The organism is Haloferax sulfurifontis, assembly GCF_014635105.1.
Classification (GTDB): domain Archaea; phylum Halobacteriota; class Halobacteria; order Halobacteriales; family Haloferacaceae; genus Haloferax; species Haloferax denitrificans.
The window spans coordinates 305,936-319,085 of sequence record NZ_BMCI01000002.1 but is presented as its reverse complement, the minus strand read 5'-3'; the positions used below and the strand labels follow the sequence as shown (position 1 = coordinate 319,085).

Below are 13,150 nucleotides of genomic sequence, written 5' to 3'. Positions count from 1 at the left end.
GAATCGACCGACGAGGCCCGAACCGGCTCCCCGGCCGCGAACTTCGTAAACCGATAGGTTAAACTGGGTTTACGAGACAGCGATGGGCATGGCAACCGAACGCGAGTCTGTCGAACTCGTCGGCGACGAACTCGTCGGCAACATCGCCCGCGCCGCCCTGTTCGCGGCGCTCATGGGCGCGGGCAGTTACGTCTCGTTCCCGAACCCCGTCTCGCCGATTCCGGTGACGATGCAGGTGCTCGTCGTCTTCCTCGCGGGCATCTTCCTCGGCCCCGTCTGGGGCGGCGGCTCCATCGCGCTCTACCTCGTCGCGGGCGGCCTCGGTGCGCCGGTGTTCGCCGGCGGCTCCGCCGGGTTCGCGCCGCTCGTCGGCCCGACCGCCGGCTACCTCTGGTCGTACCCCGTCGCCGCGGCCGTCGTCGGCCTCGTCGTCCACGGCGGCGTCGACATCGGCGACTACCGCGTGCGCACCGTCCGACTCGTCGGCGCGATGGTCGCGGGCACCGTCGTCGTCTACGCCTTCGGGACGCTCGGGTTCGCGTACGTCCAAAGCGTCGGCCTCGAATCCGCCTTCTGGACGGCCTCCGCCGCGTTCATCCCCGCCGAGGCGTTCAAAATCGCCGCCGCGGTCGGCATCGTCCGCTCCGACGCCATCGCCGCCCAGTAGATGATTCGCGTCGAGGGACTCGTCCACCGCTACGGCGACACGGTCGCGGTCGACGGGGTCGACCTCGCCATCGACGACGGCGAGTGCGTCATCGTCGCGGGCGCGAACGGCTCCGGCAAGACCACGCTCGTCCGGCACTTCAACGGCCTGCTCGACCCCGACGAGGGGACGGTCTCGGTCAACGGCCGCCGGGTCGCCGACGACCTCGTCGCCGCCCGGACCGCGGTGGCGATGGTGTTCCAGCGCCCCGAAGACCAACTGGTCGCCGCGACAATCGGCGCTGACGTGGCGTTCGGCCCGGAGAACCTCGGCCTCGACCGCGACGAAATCGACCGCCGCGTCAGCGAGTCGCTGGCCGCGGTCAACCTCGACGGCCGGGAAGACGAGCGCGTCGACGCCCTCTCCGGGGGCGAAGTCGAACGCCTCGCCATCGCCGGCGCGCTGGCGATGCATCCCGACCATCTCGTCTTGGACGAGCCGTTCACCGGCCTCGACGAACTCGCCCGGCGCTCCGTGCTCGCCCGCCTCCGGGACCTCCGCGCCGAGGGCACGAGCCTCGTCGTCGTCACCCACGACCTGCGCGACGTGGCCGAGTTGGCCGACCGCGTGGTCGCCCTCGCCGACGGCGACGTCGCCCTCGACGCCGCGCCCGACGAGGCCGCAGACCGCCTCCCCGACCTCGACGTTCGCCCGCCGTGTTGACCTACGAGCCGGGCGACAGCCTCGCCCACCGACTCGACCCGCGGACCAAGCTCGCGGTGCAGGTCGCCTTCGCGGCGGCCGGGTTCGCGCACACGACGCCCGCCGGGCTCGTCGTCCTCGGCGCCGTCGCCGCGGGCTGTCTCCGCGCCGCCGACACCTCACCGGTGTCCGCCCTCCGCGACCTCCGCTATGCGATTCCGTTCCTCGCGCTCGGCCCGGTCGTCGAGGCCGCCCGCCTCGGCGCGCCGTGGTTCGACCCCGAGGCGGCCGTCGAACCGGCGCTCGCCAGCGTCCGCGTGCTTTTCGTCTTCTTCGTCGCGGCGGCGTACGTCAGGACGACGCCCGTGCGCGAGTCCCGCGCGGCGATTCAGCGACTCGTGCCGGGTCGCGTCGGCGTCGCGCTCGGCGTCGGCGTCGCGCTCGTCTTCCGGTTTCTCCCCTTGGTCCGCCGCGACCTGCGTCGCGTCCGCGAGGCGCAGGCGGCCCGCCTCGGGAGCGAACGGCGGCTGGACGAACGGCTCTCGCTCGTCGCCGCCGGCGGCCTCCGGCGGTCGTTCGCGCGGGCCGACGCGCTCGCGCTCGCCCTCCGCGCGCGGTGTTTCGCGTGGAACCCGACGCTCCCCGAGATTCGGTTCGACCGGCGCGACGCGCCCGGACTCGTCCTCGCCGCCGCGCTCCTCGCCAGCCTCGCGCTCTGAGGTCGCCGGAGCGCTCGTAATCCGCCGACCGACACGCCTCGGGTGGCAAGATTTAACCCGCCGTTCTCCGGTGATTGATTATGGACTTTGCGGCACAGGCGGATGTTACGCGGGAGACGTTCTGGACGATTAGTCCGGTCGGCGAGGCGCTCTTCTACGGTCTGGCCGTCATCGCGTCGCTCGTCTTCCTCTATGGGGTGTACGAGCGGTTCGCGCGATACGCGCGGGGTGGCGAAGACCCGTTCGACCGGCTGTCCGACCTCCCGGGACGGACGGTTCGGGCCGCGAAAGTGGTGTTCTCCAACGAAAAACAGTTCAAACGCGACCGGTTCGCCGGCGTGATGCACGCGTTCATTATGTGGGGCTTCCTGACGCTCCTCATCGGGACGACCATCCTCGCCATCGACATCGACGTGTGGCGGCGGGTGACGGGCAGTTCCTTCTTCGTCGGCGACTTCTACCGCTCGTACTCGTTCGTCATGGACCTTATGGGTCTCGCGTTCGTCGTCGGCGTCGGGATGGCGCTGTGGCGGCGCTACGGGGTCCGGCACCCGCGGCTGTGGGGCAAACACACCGGCTTCGAGGACGCCGCGTTCGTCTGGACGCTGTTTCTCCTCGGCGTCGGCGGCTACGTCCTCGAAGGCGTCCGCATCGTCGGCACCGACTTCCCCGACTTCGAGACGGTGAGTTTCGTCGGCTATTTCGTCGCCGTCGTGTTCGAGACCGCGGGCATGGGGCAGGGCCTCGCCCAGACGCTCTACTGGTTCGGCTGGTGGTCCCACGCGCTCCTCGCCTTGGCGTTCGTCGCCGCCGTCCCCTACGCCAAGCCCCTGCACATGCTCACCTCCTTCGCCAACGTCGTCACCGCAGACGAGAAGGCCGGCAAGCGCCTCCCGGCGGTCCCCGCGGACACGCCGCCGGACGAAATCGGCTACGTCTCCGAGGACGACTTCTCGTGGAAGGCGATGCTCGACATGGACGCCTGCACGAAGTGCGGCCGCTGTACCGACGCCTGCCCGGCGAAGGCCTCCGGCCGCAACCTCGACCCGCGGGACGTGATTCTCGACCTGAAGACCTACCGCGAGTCGGTCGACGCCGGCGGCGACTCCGTCGACATCGTCGCGGACGGCGGCACCTCCGTCGTCGACGCCGAGTCGATGGAGTCCTGCATGGCCTGCATGGCCTGCATGGACGCCTGCCCGGTCGATATCGAGCACCTCACGCACTTCACCGAGATGAACCGCCGGCTCACCGAGACGGGCCAACAGCAAGAGCCGGTGCAGGAGGCGATGATGAACATCTTCCAGAACAGCAACGCCTTCGGCGACCCCCAGCGCAAGCGGCCCGACTGGACCGACGACCTCGACTTCGAGGTGCCCGACGCCCGCGACGAACCGGTCGAGTTCCTCTGGTACGTCGGCGACTACCCCTCCTACGACGAGCGCAACCGCGCCGTCGCCCGCTCTTTGGCCCGCATCTTCGAGGAAGCCGGCGTCTCCTACGGCATCCTCTACGAGGACGAAGGGCACGACGGCAACGACGTGCGCCGCGTCGGCGAGGAGGGCCTCTACGAGATGCTCGTCGAGGACAACGCCGCCGCGATGGCCGACTGCGAGTTCGACAAAATCGTCTGCACCGACCCGCACTCGTACAACACGTTCAAAAACGAGTACCCGGAGATGGACGACTCGTTCGACTACCCGGTGTACCACTACACCCAACTGGTCGAGCGCCTCGTCGGCGACGACCGCCTCGACCTCGCGGGCGACGAACTCGCCGCCCAGACGGTGACGTACCACGACCCGTGTCACCTCGGCCGGTACAACGGCGAGTACGAAGCGCCCCGCGAGGTCATCCGCGCGACCGGCGTCGAACTCGCCGAGATGCCGCGTAACCGCGACCAGTCGTTCTGTTGCGGCGGCGGCGGCGGCGGCCTCTGGATGGACCACGAAGAGGAGTCGAAGCCGTCCGAAGAGCGCCTGCGCGAGGCGCTGGACGACACGACCGGCGGCGTCGAGCGGTTCGTCGTCGCCTGCCCGATGTGCGCGACGATGTACGAAGACGGCCGCAAGACCGGCGACTACGAAGAGGACATCGACGTCGTTGACATCGCCGAACTCGTCGTTGAGGCGCTCGACGCGAAGACCGCCGCGGCGACGGAAGCGGGCACGGATACGACGCCCGCGTCGGCCGACTGAGTCGGCGGCGCGGCTATTTTACTGTAGGTCCAACCGCTCGATGGACTCGCGGATGACGTCCGCCGACTCCCGGAGCGCCGCCGTCTCGTCCGCCGAGAGGTCGAACTCGTGGACGTCGCGGACGCCGCCTTGGTTGACGGTACACGGGAGGCTCATGTAGACGTCGTCGATGCCGTGTTCGCCCGAGACGAGCGTCGAGACGGTGAGGATAGAGTTGTCGTCGCCGAGGATGCGTTCCGTGGTCGCGGCCACCGAGCGCGCGACGCCGTAGTTCGTTCGCTCCTTGCGCTCGATAATCTCGTAGGCGGCCTCGCGCACCTCCTCTTCGACGCGGGCTTTGAGCGCGTCCACGTCGTCGACGCCGTGGCTGGTGGCGTACGACACGAACGGGATGCCGCCGAGGTTCGCCGAACTCCAGACGAGCACCTCGCTGTCGCCGTGCTCGCCGACGACGTAGGCGTGGACGTTCGCGGGGTCGAGGTCGAACTCGCGGCTGAGCGAGTGGCGGAACCGCGACGTGTCGAGGACGGTCCCCGACCCGATGACGCGCTCGGCCGGCAGGTCCGACACCTTCCACGTGACGTACGACAGCACGTCGACGGGGTTGGTGACGATGAGCATCACGGCGTCGTCGTTCAGCCCCTCGGTAATCTGCGGAATCATGTCGGCGAAGATGTCGGCGTTCCGCTCCATCAGGTCGAGGCGGGTCTCGTCCGGCTTCTGGCTGGCACCGGCGGTGACGATGACCACGTCGGCGTCCCAGCAGTCCTCGTAGTCGCCCGTCCGCACCCGGACCGGCGACGTGAAGTACGACCCGTGGTTGAGGTCCATCGCCTCGCCCTCGACGCGCTCTTCGGCGATATCGACGAGGATGATTTCGCCCACGAGACTGCTCTCCATCAGCGCGAACGCCGTGCTCGACCCGACTGCGCCCGCACCGCCGACGACCGCCACCGTACCTTTGCCGCGTTCAGTGCTCATACCGGTCGTTCGAGCGACGGCTTGATAAAAACAGAGCTCCGTTTCGAAGAACTGGGAGTACAACTCCCGTAACGGATGATAATTTGTTAGAAACCGTCCGGTAGCGGCGTATTTTTTAAAGATGAAGAAGTATCGGAGTCGTCGAACCGTCGCACCGGTACCACGCCGACCGTCGCGGGTGCGGTCGCCCGCCGCCCGCGGAGTTACTCGCGGTCGTACTCTTTCTTGAAGCCGCGGAACTCGGTCCGGTGGGCCTCCTCGTCGGCGAGGATGGTCACGGCGAGGTCCTCGGTGACGGGGTCGTTGGCCTCCTCGGCCGCGTCGATGAGCGCGCGGTAGGTCTCGATAGCGTCCTCCTCGGCACCGAGAACGCCGTTGATGACGGCGAGCACGTCCGTGCTGTCCTCCGGCGGCTGGAGGTCGTGCTGGCGCGCCTCGAAGGACGCGGAGCCCGGCGGTTTCTCGTCCAGTTGCTTCAGTCGGTTCCCGAGTTGCTCCGCGTGGGTGAGCTCCTCTTGGATGTCGGTCTGGAGGGACTGCTTTATCTCCTCGGCCCGGACGCCGTCGAGGACGATAGAGTTCGTCATGTAGTTCATCACCGTCTCGATCTCGTCCTGGTAGGCGCGCTTCAACAGCGCGGTTACGTCCTCGGACATAGCGACTTCGTATTGACGCTCTGGCAACAAATAGCTGTTCGCCGCGGCGAGTCGGGCGGGCGGTCGAGCCGTCGGCGTCGGCGAAAATCGGCGGATGAGACGGGTCGGCGACGCGGGGAGTCAGTCTTCGAGCGCGACGAGTTCGACGACGTACCCGTCGGGGTCCTTCACGAACGCCGCGCGGGCGTTCGCCGGGTCGATGTCGACCGGCGGCTTGACGACCTCCGGCGACTGCGCCTCGACGATGTCCTCGAACGCGCGGTCGGCGTCGGCGACTTCGACCGCGACGTGGTCGATGCCGGCGGGTTCGACGCGCGCCGCCGAGGTCGGGTCGTACTTGAACTGCAGTTCCATGTCGGTGTCGTCGCTACCGACGTAGACGTTCCGGACGCCGTCGAGTTCGAACTCGTTGGTCCGTTCGAGACCGAGGTCGGCGTAGAAGTCGAGCGTGGCGTCGATGTCCGAGACGACGAGGGCGGTGTGGATGAGACCCATGGCCGACGCGACGCGGCGCGGAGAGATAACGTCTGGTCTTCGTGTCAGGCCTGCCGCGAGGCGTCCACGTCGATGGCGTCGACGGGGCAGATGTCGACACAGAGCATGCAGTCGATACACTGGTCTTCGTTGGTCGGTTCGACCTTCTGCTCGCTCACCGGGTGGTCGGGCGTGTCGACCCACGTGAACACGTCCACGGGGCAGTTTTCGAGGCACGCGCCGTCCGCGAGACAGATGTCGTAGTCGACGGCGACGTGGGTGCCGTGGATGCCGAGTTTCTCCGGCGGTTCGACGGGCCCCCAGACGGCGACGCCGTTTTCGTCGCCCGCTCGCTCCCGGTTCTGGTCGAAGTTCGAGTCGATAGCCATCGCCGGGCGTTGGCCGCACCGGGTACTAAAACGTCCGCATCGGCGACGCGAGAAATCGAAGACGGAATCGGGGGCGGGCCGGGGCCGGTCACCGAGAGGCGACCGGGGCGCGCCGTCGACATCCGCGAGGAGCGCGGTCGCTCGGAAGCGTGACGGCGAAAGGAAACCAGCGGGCGAACGTCAGTCGGGCGACTATACCCGCGCGGCCTCGATGTGTTCGAGGACGCGCGAGATGTGGTGGTCGTCCCGGGCGGGCGCCTGTGTCCGATAGGTGCGGAGGGCGTCTACGAGATAGTCGAGTTCGGCGCTGTCGAAATCTTCGTCGCCGGCCTCGACCCGCGCGAGCAGGCCGGGGGCCGGCGTCGGCTCTTCGTCTGCATCGACCGCCCGCTCGATGGCGTCGAGCAACGCGGCGTGGACGACCCACGTCTCTTCGCGAGAGAGGTCGAGCGCCGTCGGACGGTCCTGGGCCGATGTGGTCATTGTGGGGCCTCTACCGTAACCTATGGGCGGGGAGGCATAAATGTATGTGTACTGTTGTCATGCGACACGCACGACCGCGAAAGCCACGGGGGCGTCCGCTCCCGACGGCTAGTCGAATGCTTCGATTCCCGTCAGGTCAGCGCCGAGGACGAGCGTGTGGATGTCGTCGGTCCCCTCGTAGGTGTAGACGGTCTCGATATTCTCCATGTGGCGCATCGGCGAGTAGTCGGTCGTGATGCCGTTGCCGCCGAGCATCTCGCGGGCGGTTCGGGTAACCTCGCGGGCGACCCGGACGTTGTGGCGCTTCGCCATCGACACCTGCTGGTGTCGCAGGTCGCCGCGCTCTTTGAGGTCGGCGAGGCGGTGGGCCATCAGTTGCGCGTTCGTGATTTGGGTCGCCATCTCCGCGAGCTTGCCCTGCTGGAGTTGGAACCGCGCGATTGGGCCGCCGAACTGGTCGCGGTCCTTCGCGTACTGACGGGCGTCTTCGAAGGCGTCGCGTGCCGCGCCGACGACGCCCCACGCGATGCCGAACCGCGCCTGCGTGAGACACGAAAGCGGCCCCTTCATCCCCTCGACGCCCGGGAGGACGTCTTCCTCGGGGACCCGCACGTCGTCGAGGCCGATTTCGCCCGTGACCGACGCGCGCATCGAGAGCTTGTCCTCGATTTTGTTCGTCGTCACGCCGTCGCGGTCGGTCTCGACGAGGAACCCGCGGACCGGCGACCCCTCCGCCGACACGTCGCGCGCCCAGACGACCGCCACGTCGGCGATGGGCGAGTTCGTAATCCACGTCTTCGAGCCGTTGAGGACGTAGCCGTCGGCGTCGCGCTCGGCGCGGGTCTCCATCCCCGACGGGTCGGAGCCGTGTTGCGGTTCGGTCAGACCGAAACAGCCGACCGCTTCGCCCGACCCGAGCTTCGGGAGCCAGCGCTGTTTCTGCTCGTCGGAGCCGTAGGCGTGGATGGGGTAGATGACGAGCGACCCCTGGACGCTCGCCATCGACCGGAGGCCGGAGTCGCCGGCTTCGAGTTCCTGCATCAGGAGGCCGTAGGCGCGCTCGCCGAGACCGGGGAGGCCGTAGCCGTCGAGGTTGGGTGCGTAGAAGCCGAGTTCGCCCATCTTCGGAATGAGGTCGGTCGGGAACGTCCCGGCCTCGTAGTGCTCGCCGATGTCGGGTTTGACCTGCTCGTCGACGAAGCGCCGGGCCTCGTCGCGGACGAGTTTCTCTTCGCCGGTCAGGTCGCCCTCCAATTCCAGATAATCGAGCATGATGGTTTCTGCGCTCGGCGCGGTGAAAAGCGATTCGCTCGGTCGAGGTTCGCGGAGACGGACGGTCGAAAAGTCGGAGACGGAAACGGGGCGGTCGTGATTCAGAGACGGCTCCGAAACCGCGAGACGGCAGTCGAGCCGTCAGGCCGCCGATTCGACCGAGCCCGCGTTCGCCCGGTTCACGTAGCCGACGAAGTTGTCGAACAGGCGCTTGGCCTCGCAGGCCGCGGCGTAGTTCTCCGGCGTGATGCCGTCGACGACCGACTGAATCCGCTCGTCGGGGAGGAACTCCTTCTGCCGGGCGATGGTCTCGGCGGTGTCGGTGTCGTACTCGGGGTGGAACTGGACGCCGAAGGCGTGGTTCCGGCGGAACGCGTGGACGCCGAACTCGTTTTCGGCGAGGAGGTCCGCGCCCGACGGGAGTTCGGCCACTCGGTCGCCGTGGGAGGTGAAGACGGTGAATCGCTCGCCGATGCCGGCGAGGATGTCGTCCTCGTCGTCGGGGCGGGTGCGTTCGATTTCGTTGTAGCCGAGTTCGAACTCGCCCATGTCCTCGACGGTGCCGCCGAGGGCCGCCGCGACGACCTGATGGCCGAAACAGACGCCCAAGAGAGGAACGCCGCGCTCGTCCGCGTCGGCGACCCACGACACGAGGCTTCGAATCCACGGCTCGTCCCAGTAGACCGACGACGACGAGCCGCTGATAACGACGCCGTCGTAGTCGAAGTGGTCTGGGAGACGGCCGTCGGTAACGTCGAACTCGACGAGGTCGGCGTCGAGTTCGCGCCTGAAGTTTCGTGACGTGCTCGAATCGCCGTGGGAGGCGTCCAAGAACGCGAGTCGCGGGCGAGTCATCGTGGAGAGACAATCGGCGGGGCTCTAAAGAAGTTGCGCCCGGACCGCTCACTGCCGGCATCTGCGAGGCGCGACGGCGGCCGCGACAGCGGGGTGAACGCGCCGGAACGACGCTCAGTCGTCGCCGACCGATTCGAGAAAGGAGACGAGCGCGTCGTTGACGAGCCGCGACCGCTCGACGGTGACGAGGTGCCGCGCGCCCGCGAACGACTCGAACTCGCCGCGCGGGAGTCCCTCGGCCAGCGCGCGGCCCCCCTCGACCGGCCAGACCGGGTCGTCGTCGCCGTGGAGGACGAGCGTCGGGACCGTCACCTCGTACAGCGGGCCGGCGTCGTAGTCGGCGACGGCGGCGGCCTGCGCGGCCCACGCCTCCGGGTCGGCGTCTTCGCGTCCGCGCCACGAGACGAGTTGGTCGACCACCTCGGGCTGTTCCGCGCGGAACGCCTCGGAGAGCGCCGGCGCGAGCGACTCGCGGAGCGCGGCCGGGTCGTCGGGCGCGGCAGAGAGCGGTTCGGGGTCGACTCCCTCCCCGGAGGCGGCGGTGCCGACGAGCGTGAGGCTCCGGGCGCGGTTCGTCGTCCGCGCGGCCTCCAGCGCGACCAGCCCGCCGAGGCCGAACCCGACGAGGTGGGCCTTCCGGACGTTCGCGTCCGCGAGGACGGCCACGAGGTCGGAGACGAGCGTCTCGACCGAGTACGGTCCCGCGGGGGCGTCGGAGCGTCCGGCCCCGCGGAGGTCGGTCACGAGGCTCTCGTAGGGGCCGGCGACGGCGGCGTGTTGCCAGCCCCACTGCCACGCGCCGTAGCCCGCGTCGCCGACGAAGGCGACCGTCTCGCCGTCGCCCTCGCTGTCGTAGTACAGTTCGACCCCGTCCGCGACTGCCGTGGGCATACCGGTGGCTCGGCGGGCGAGCGACTTAGGGCGTCCGTCTCGGGCGCGAAAAAGCGAAAACGAAGCGAACTCGCGGGAGCCGCGGGACCGACTCAGGCGTTCAGGACCGTCCGGAGCACGTCGGGGGCCTCGTCGAGCGCGTCGTCGAGCGCGTCCACGTCGGGGCCGCCGCCCTGCGCGAAGTCCGCGGGGCCGCCGCCGCCGCCGCCGACCTTGCCGGCGAGTTCGCCGACGACCTGCCCGGCGTTGATACCCACGTCGTCGGGGACGCCGACGACGAACTGGGCGCTCCCGCCCGCGGCGGAGCCGAGGACGGCGACCTTGCCCTCCTCGACCAGCGCGTTGGCGGTCGCGCGGAGTTCGTCGGCGTCGCCGTCGAGCCGCTGGACGACGACGGGCGTGCCGTCGATGTCGATTTCGTCCGCGCCGGCCGCGGCGCGCGCCTCGGCGAGTTCCGTCTTCAGGCGGTCGATGGTCTTGCCGCGCTCCTTCCACTCGGTGAAGAAGCGCTCGGCCGTCTCGGGCACGTCCGCGGGGTTCACGTCGAGCACGTCGGCCGCGCCGTACAGCGCGTCCTCGGTGCGCTGGGTGGCCTCGATGGCCGCGTCGCCCGCCGCGAAGGCGACGCGCTCGACGCCGTCCTGGACGGGCTCCGTCGTCAGCACCTTGATGGCCCCGATGTCGCCGGTGCGCTTGACGTGGGTACCGCCGCAGGCCTGCACGTCGGTGCCGACGTGGATGAGGCGAATCTGCTCGCCCGGCGGGATGCCGCCCTGATAGAGGTCGAAGCCGTACTTCTTCTCGGCGTCGCGGCGGTCCGGCCACTCCTGTTTGACCGGGATGTTCTGCATCACGATTTCGTTGGCGACGCGCTCTATCTGCTTTACCTCTTCGCGGGTGATGCGCTCGTAGTGGGTCACGTCGAGCCGCGAGCGGTCGACGCCCTTCGACGCGCCGGCCTGCCGGATGTGGTCGCCGAGGACCGTCCGGATGGCGTGGCCGATAACGTGGGTCGCCGTGTGGTGGCGCATGAGCCGACGGCGGCGCTCGGCGTCGAGCTGGCCGCGGACGAACTCGCCCTTACCGGGGTCCTCGTCGGTGCGGTGGAGCACCACGTCGCCCACGATCTGCACGTCGGTCACCTCGACGGTCGTGTCGTCGGTGGCGAGCGAGCCGTGGTCGGCGGGCTGTCCGCCGCCTTCGGGGTAGAACATCGTCTGGTCGAGGACCACGTCGTAGCCCTCCTCGCGCTCGAACACGTCGAGGACGACGGCCTCGAACTCGGTGCGCTCCTGGTCGTCGTAGTAGAGCTTGTCCGTCGCCGGGAGGTCCCCGAGGCGGTCGTCGCGCTCCTCGGCGTCCTCCTCGCCGTCGACCTGCTCGTGGCGGTCGGCGACGAGCGAGTAGAAGTCGTCGGGGATGTCGACGGTCGCGCCGCGCTCCTCGGCGATTTCCTGCACCATGTCGGGCTGGATGCCGTGGGAGTCGTACAGCTCGATGAGTTCGTCGACCGGGATGGGTTCGTCCTTGTCGGCGTAGTCGTCGGCGAGCTGTTGGACCTTGCGGGAGCCGCGTTCGAGCGTCTTTCTGTACTTGCGCTCCTCACTGCGGACGATGTCGCGGATGGTGTCGCGGTTCTGGTAGTCCAGCCGCTCGGCCTGCATGTCCACGAGCTCGTCGAGCGGGGCGTCGACGCCGAGGTTGTCCACGAGGCGCTTCGTGCGTCGGAGGACCATGCGGGCGAGGTAGCCCGTCCCGACGTTCGAGGGGACGATGCCGTCGCCGAACATGTACGCGAGCGTGCGGCAGTGGTCCGCGATGGCGTAGATGTCTTCGAGCGGGCGGAGCAACGCGGTGAGTTCGGCCTCGTCGACGCCGATTTCGCCCGCGACGCCGGCGCGCGCGGTGGCGAGGTCGTCGATTTCGTCGATGTCGAGGTGGCCAGAGAGCTTCGCCGCGCGGTGGATGAGTTCCTCCTCCTCGTCGGTGTGCTCGATGCCGACGTTGTCCTTCAGGAACTCTATCATGTCGGGGTAGACGGCCTCGTACACCGTCGGCGTCCCCTGTGACACCCACGTCCACCGTTCGAGCCCGTAGCCGGTGTCGACGATGTAGGTGTCCATCGGCGAGTAGGTGTTGCCGTCCTTGAGTTCGTACTCGCCTTCGGGGTCCTGCTTCATCGACATGAAAACGAGGGTGGCGAGTTCCGCGCCGCGGTAGAGGACTTCGAAGGCGGGACCGGCGTTGCCGCCGCCGACCCACGGGTCCTCGATGTAGGTGATTTCGGAGATGTCCGCGCCGAGCGACTCGAAGAACTCGTCGCAGAGCCGGACCGTCTCGTCTTTCCAGTAGACCTCGCCCTCGTAGGCGTACTTGTCGCCGGCCTCCTCGCGGGCGTTGAACGCGTGGTGGGCCATCATCTCGAACGCCATCGTGTGGCGGCCGGTCTTGCCCACGTTGTCGATGTCCTGCATCCGGATACAGGGCTGGGAGACGGTCAGCGGGTTCGCCGGCGGCGGCGTCTCGCCGGACGTGACGAGCGGCTGGAAGTCGTAGATAGATGCCTGCGTCAAGAGCACGTCGTCGCGCCAGCGGTTCGCGGCGACCGGGTAGGGGTCGATGCGCTCGTGGTCGTGTTCCTCGAAGAAAGAGAGGAACTTCTCGCGCATCTCTTCGAGAGTGTACTCCTCGTCGAAGCCGGGGTTGTCGATGAAGGTGTAGTCGTCGGCGGGCGGTTCACCGCAGGTCTCGCGGTCGGGGTCTCGTGTCCAGAAGTGGACGCCCGTCACGGGGCACTGCTTCCGGTAGAAGCCCTCCTCCTCGAAGTAGTCGAGGCGGTACTCCGCTTCGAGTTCGCTCATTGCCAAACTCTGGTCTACCGTCG

At 68.5% G+C, this 13,150-nt stretch carries 13 protein-coding genes; 4 read left to right on the top strand and 9 right to left on the bottom strand.

Annotation, left to right across the window (positions count from 1 at the left end):
* Window positions 1-88 precede the first annotated feature (88 nt).
* The 4 genes from IEV64_RS06080 (at window position 89) to IEV64_RS06065 (ending at window position 4,265) form a co-directional block, all read left to right on the top strand.
* Window positions 89-667, top strand: coding sequence for a biotin transporter BioY (locus IEV64_RS06080; protein WP_049920595.1), 579 nt, complete (start codon window positions 89-91; stop codon window positions 665-667).
* Window positions 668-1,369 carry an energy-coupling factor ABC transporter ATP-binding protein gene (locus tag IEV64_RS06075; protein ID WP_007275514.1) on the top strand — a complete coding sequence of 234 codons (702 nt, stop codon included), beginning with the start codon at window positions 668-670 and terminating at the stop codon, window positions 1,367-1,369.
* On the top strand, window positions 1,363-2,067 hold the full coding sequence (locus IEV64_RS06070) for an energy-coupling factor transporter transmembrane component T family protein (RefSeq protein WP_188423435.1): 705 nt from the start codon (window positions 1,363-1,365) through the stop codon (window positions 2,065-2,067). Before IEV64_RS06075 ends, IEV64_RS06070 begins: the two co-directional genes overlap by 7 nt.
* A gap of 80 nt (window positions 2,068-2,147) precedes the next feature.
* On the top strand, window positions 2,148-4,265 hold the full coding sequence (locus IEV64_RS06065) for a (Fe-S)-binding protein (RefSeq protein WP_188423434.1): 2,118 nt from the start codon (window positions 2,148-2,150) through the stop codon (window positions 4,263-4,265).
* 18 nt (window positions 4,266-4,283) lie between these two features.
* On the opposite strand, the gene IEV64_RS06060 is transcribed toward IEV64_RS06065, so the two are convergent.
* From IEV64_RS06060 to alaS, 9 genes are all read right to left on the bottom strand, one after another.
* Window positions 4,284-5,246: an L-lactate dehydrogenase gene (locus IEV64_RS06060; RefSeq protein WP_004968960.1), complete on the bottom strand. Its 963-nt coding sequence runs from the start codon at window positions 5,244-5,246 to the stop codon at window positions 4,284-4,286.
* A gap of 203 nt (window positions 5,247-5,449) precedes the next feature.
* Window positions 5,450-5,902, bottom strand: coding sequence for a ferritin-like domain-containing protein (locus IEV64_RS06055; protein WP_188423433.1), 453 nt, complete (start codon window positions 5,900-5,902; stop codon window positions 5,450-5,452).
* 120 nt (window positions 5,903-6,022) lie between these two features.
* Window positions 6,023-6,397, bottom strand: coding sequence for a VOC family protein (locus tag IEV64_RS06050; RefSeq protein WP_004065539.1), 375 nt, complete (start codon window positions 6,395-6,397; stop codon window positions 6,023-6,025).
* 44 nt (window positions 6,398-6,441) lie between these two features.
* A complete protein-coding gene (locus IEV64_RS06045) occupies window positions 6,442-6,765 on the bottom strand; it encodes a 4Fe-4S dicluster domain-containing protein (RefSeq protein WP_007275520.1) in 324 nt (107 codons plus the stop codon).
* Window positions 6,766-6,957: 192 nt separating this feature from the next.
* A complete protein-coding gene (locus IEV64_RS06040; RefSeq protein ID WP_004968958.1) occupies window positions 6,958-7,248 on the bottom strand; it encodes a DUF7853 family protein in 291 nt (96 codons plus the stop codon).
* A gap of 108 nt (window positions 7,249-7,356) precedes the next feature.
* A complete protein-coding gene (locus tag IEV64_RS06035; RefSeq protein ID WP_007275521.1) occupies window positions 7,357-8,520 on the bottom strand; it encodes an acyl-CoA dehydrogenase family protein in 1,164 nt (387 codons plus the stop codon).
* A gap of 141 nt (window positions 8,521-8,661) precedes the next feature.
* A complete protein-coding gene (locus IEV64_RS06030) occupies window positions 8,662-9,375 on the bottom strand; it encodes a type 1 glutamine amidotransferase (protein ID WP_188423432.1) in 714 nt (237 codons plus the stop codon).
* A 114-nt stretch (window positions 9,376-9,489) separates the two neighbouring features.
* Window positions 9,490-10,266, bottom strand: a complete 777-nt coding sequence (locus IEV64_RS06025) for an alpha/beta fold hydrolase (RefSeq protein ID WP_089779814.1) — start codon at window positions 10,264-10,266, stop codon at window positions 9,490-9,492.
* Window positions 10,267-10,358: 92 nt separating this feature from the next.
* Window positions 10,359-13,127: an alanine--tRNA ligase gene (gene alaS / locus IEV64_RS06020; protein WP_188423431.1), complete on the bottom strand. Its 2,769-nt coding sequence runs from the start codon at window positions 13,125-13,127 to the stop codon at window positions 10,359-10,361.
* Between the last annotated feature and the right edge of the window lie 23 nt (window positions 13,128-13,150).

What these genes read in the sequence shown, in the direction of transcription:
- IEV64_RS06080 (WP_049920595.1), top strand. Translation starts at nt 89, where the DNA reads ATGGCAACCGAACGCGAGTCTGTCGAACTCGTCGGCGACGAACTCGTC.
- IEV64_RS06075 (WP_007275514.1), top strand. Translation starts at nt 668, where the DNA reads ATGATTCGCGTCGAGGGACTCGTCCACCGCTACGGCGACACGGTCGCG.
- IEV64_RS06065 (WP_188423434.1), top strand. Translation starts at nt 2,148, where the DNA reads ATGGACTTTGCGGCACAGGCGGATGTTACGCGGGAGACGTTCTGGACG.
- IEV64_RS06060 (WP_004968960.1), bottom strand. Translation starts at nt 5,246, where the DNA reads ATGAGCACTGAACGCGGCAAAGGTACGGTGGCGGTCGTCGGCGGTGCG.
- IEV64_RS06055 (WP_188423433.1), bottom strand. Translation starts at nt 5,902, where the DNA reads ATGTCCGAGGACGTAACCGCGCTGTTGAAGCGCGCCTACCAGGACGAG.
- IEV64_RS06050 (WP_004065539.1), bottom strand. Translation starts at nt 6,397, where the DNA reads ATGGGTCTCATCCACACCGCCCTCGTCGTCTCGGACATCGACGCCACG.
- IEV64_RS06045 (WP_007275520.1), bottom strand. Translation starts at nt 6,765, where the DNA reads ATGGCTATCGACTCGAACTTCGACCAGAACCGGGAGCGAGCGGGCGAC.
- IEV64_RS06040 (WP_004968958.1), bottom strand. Translation starts at nt 7,248, where the DNA reads ATGACCACATCGGCCCAGGACCGTCCGACGGCGCTCGACCTCTCTCGC.
- IEV64_RS06035 (WP_007275521.1), bottom strand. Translation starts at nt 8,520, where the DNA reads ATGCTCGATTATCTGGAATTGGAGGGCGACCTGACCGGCGAAGAGAAA.
- IEV64_RS06030 (WP_188423432.1), bottom strand. Translation starts at nt 9,375, where the DNA reads ATGACTCGCCCGCGACTCGCGTTCTTGGACGCCTCCCACGGCGATTCG.
- IEV64_RS06025 (WP_089779814.1), bottom strand. Translation starts at nt 10,266, where the DNA reads ATGCCCACGGCAGTCGCGGACGGGGTCGAACTGTACTACGACAGCGAG.
- alaS (WP_188423431.1), bottom strand. Translation starts at nt 13,127, where the DNA reads ATGAGCGAACTCGAAGCGGAGTACCGCCTCGACTACTTCGAGGAGGAG.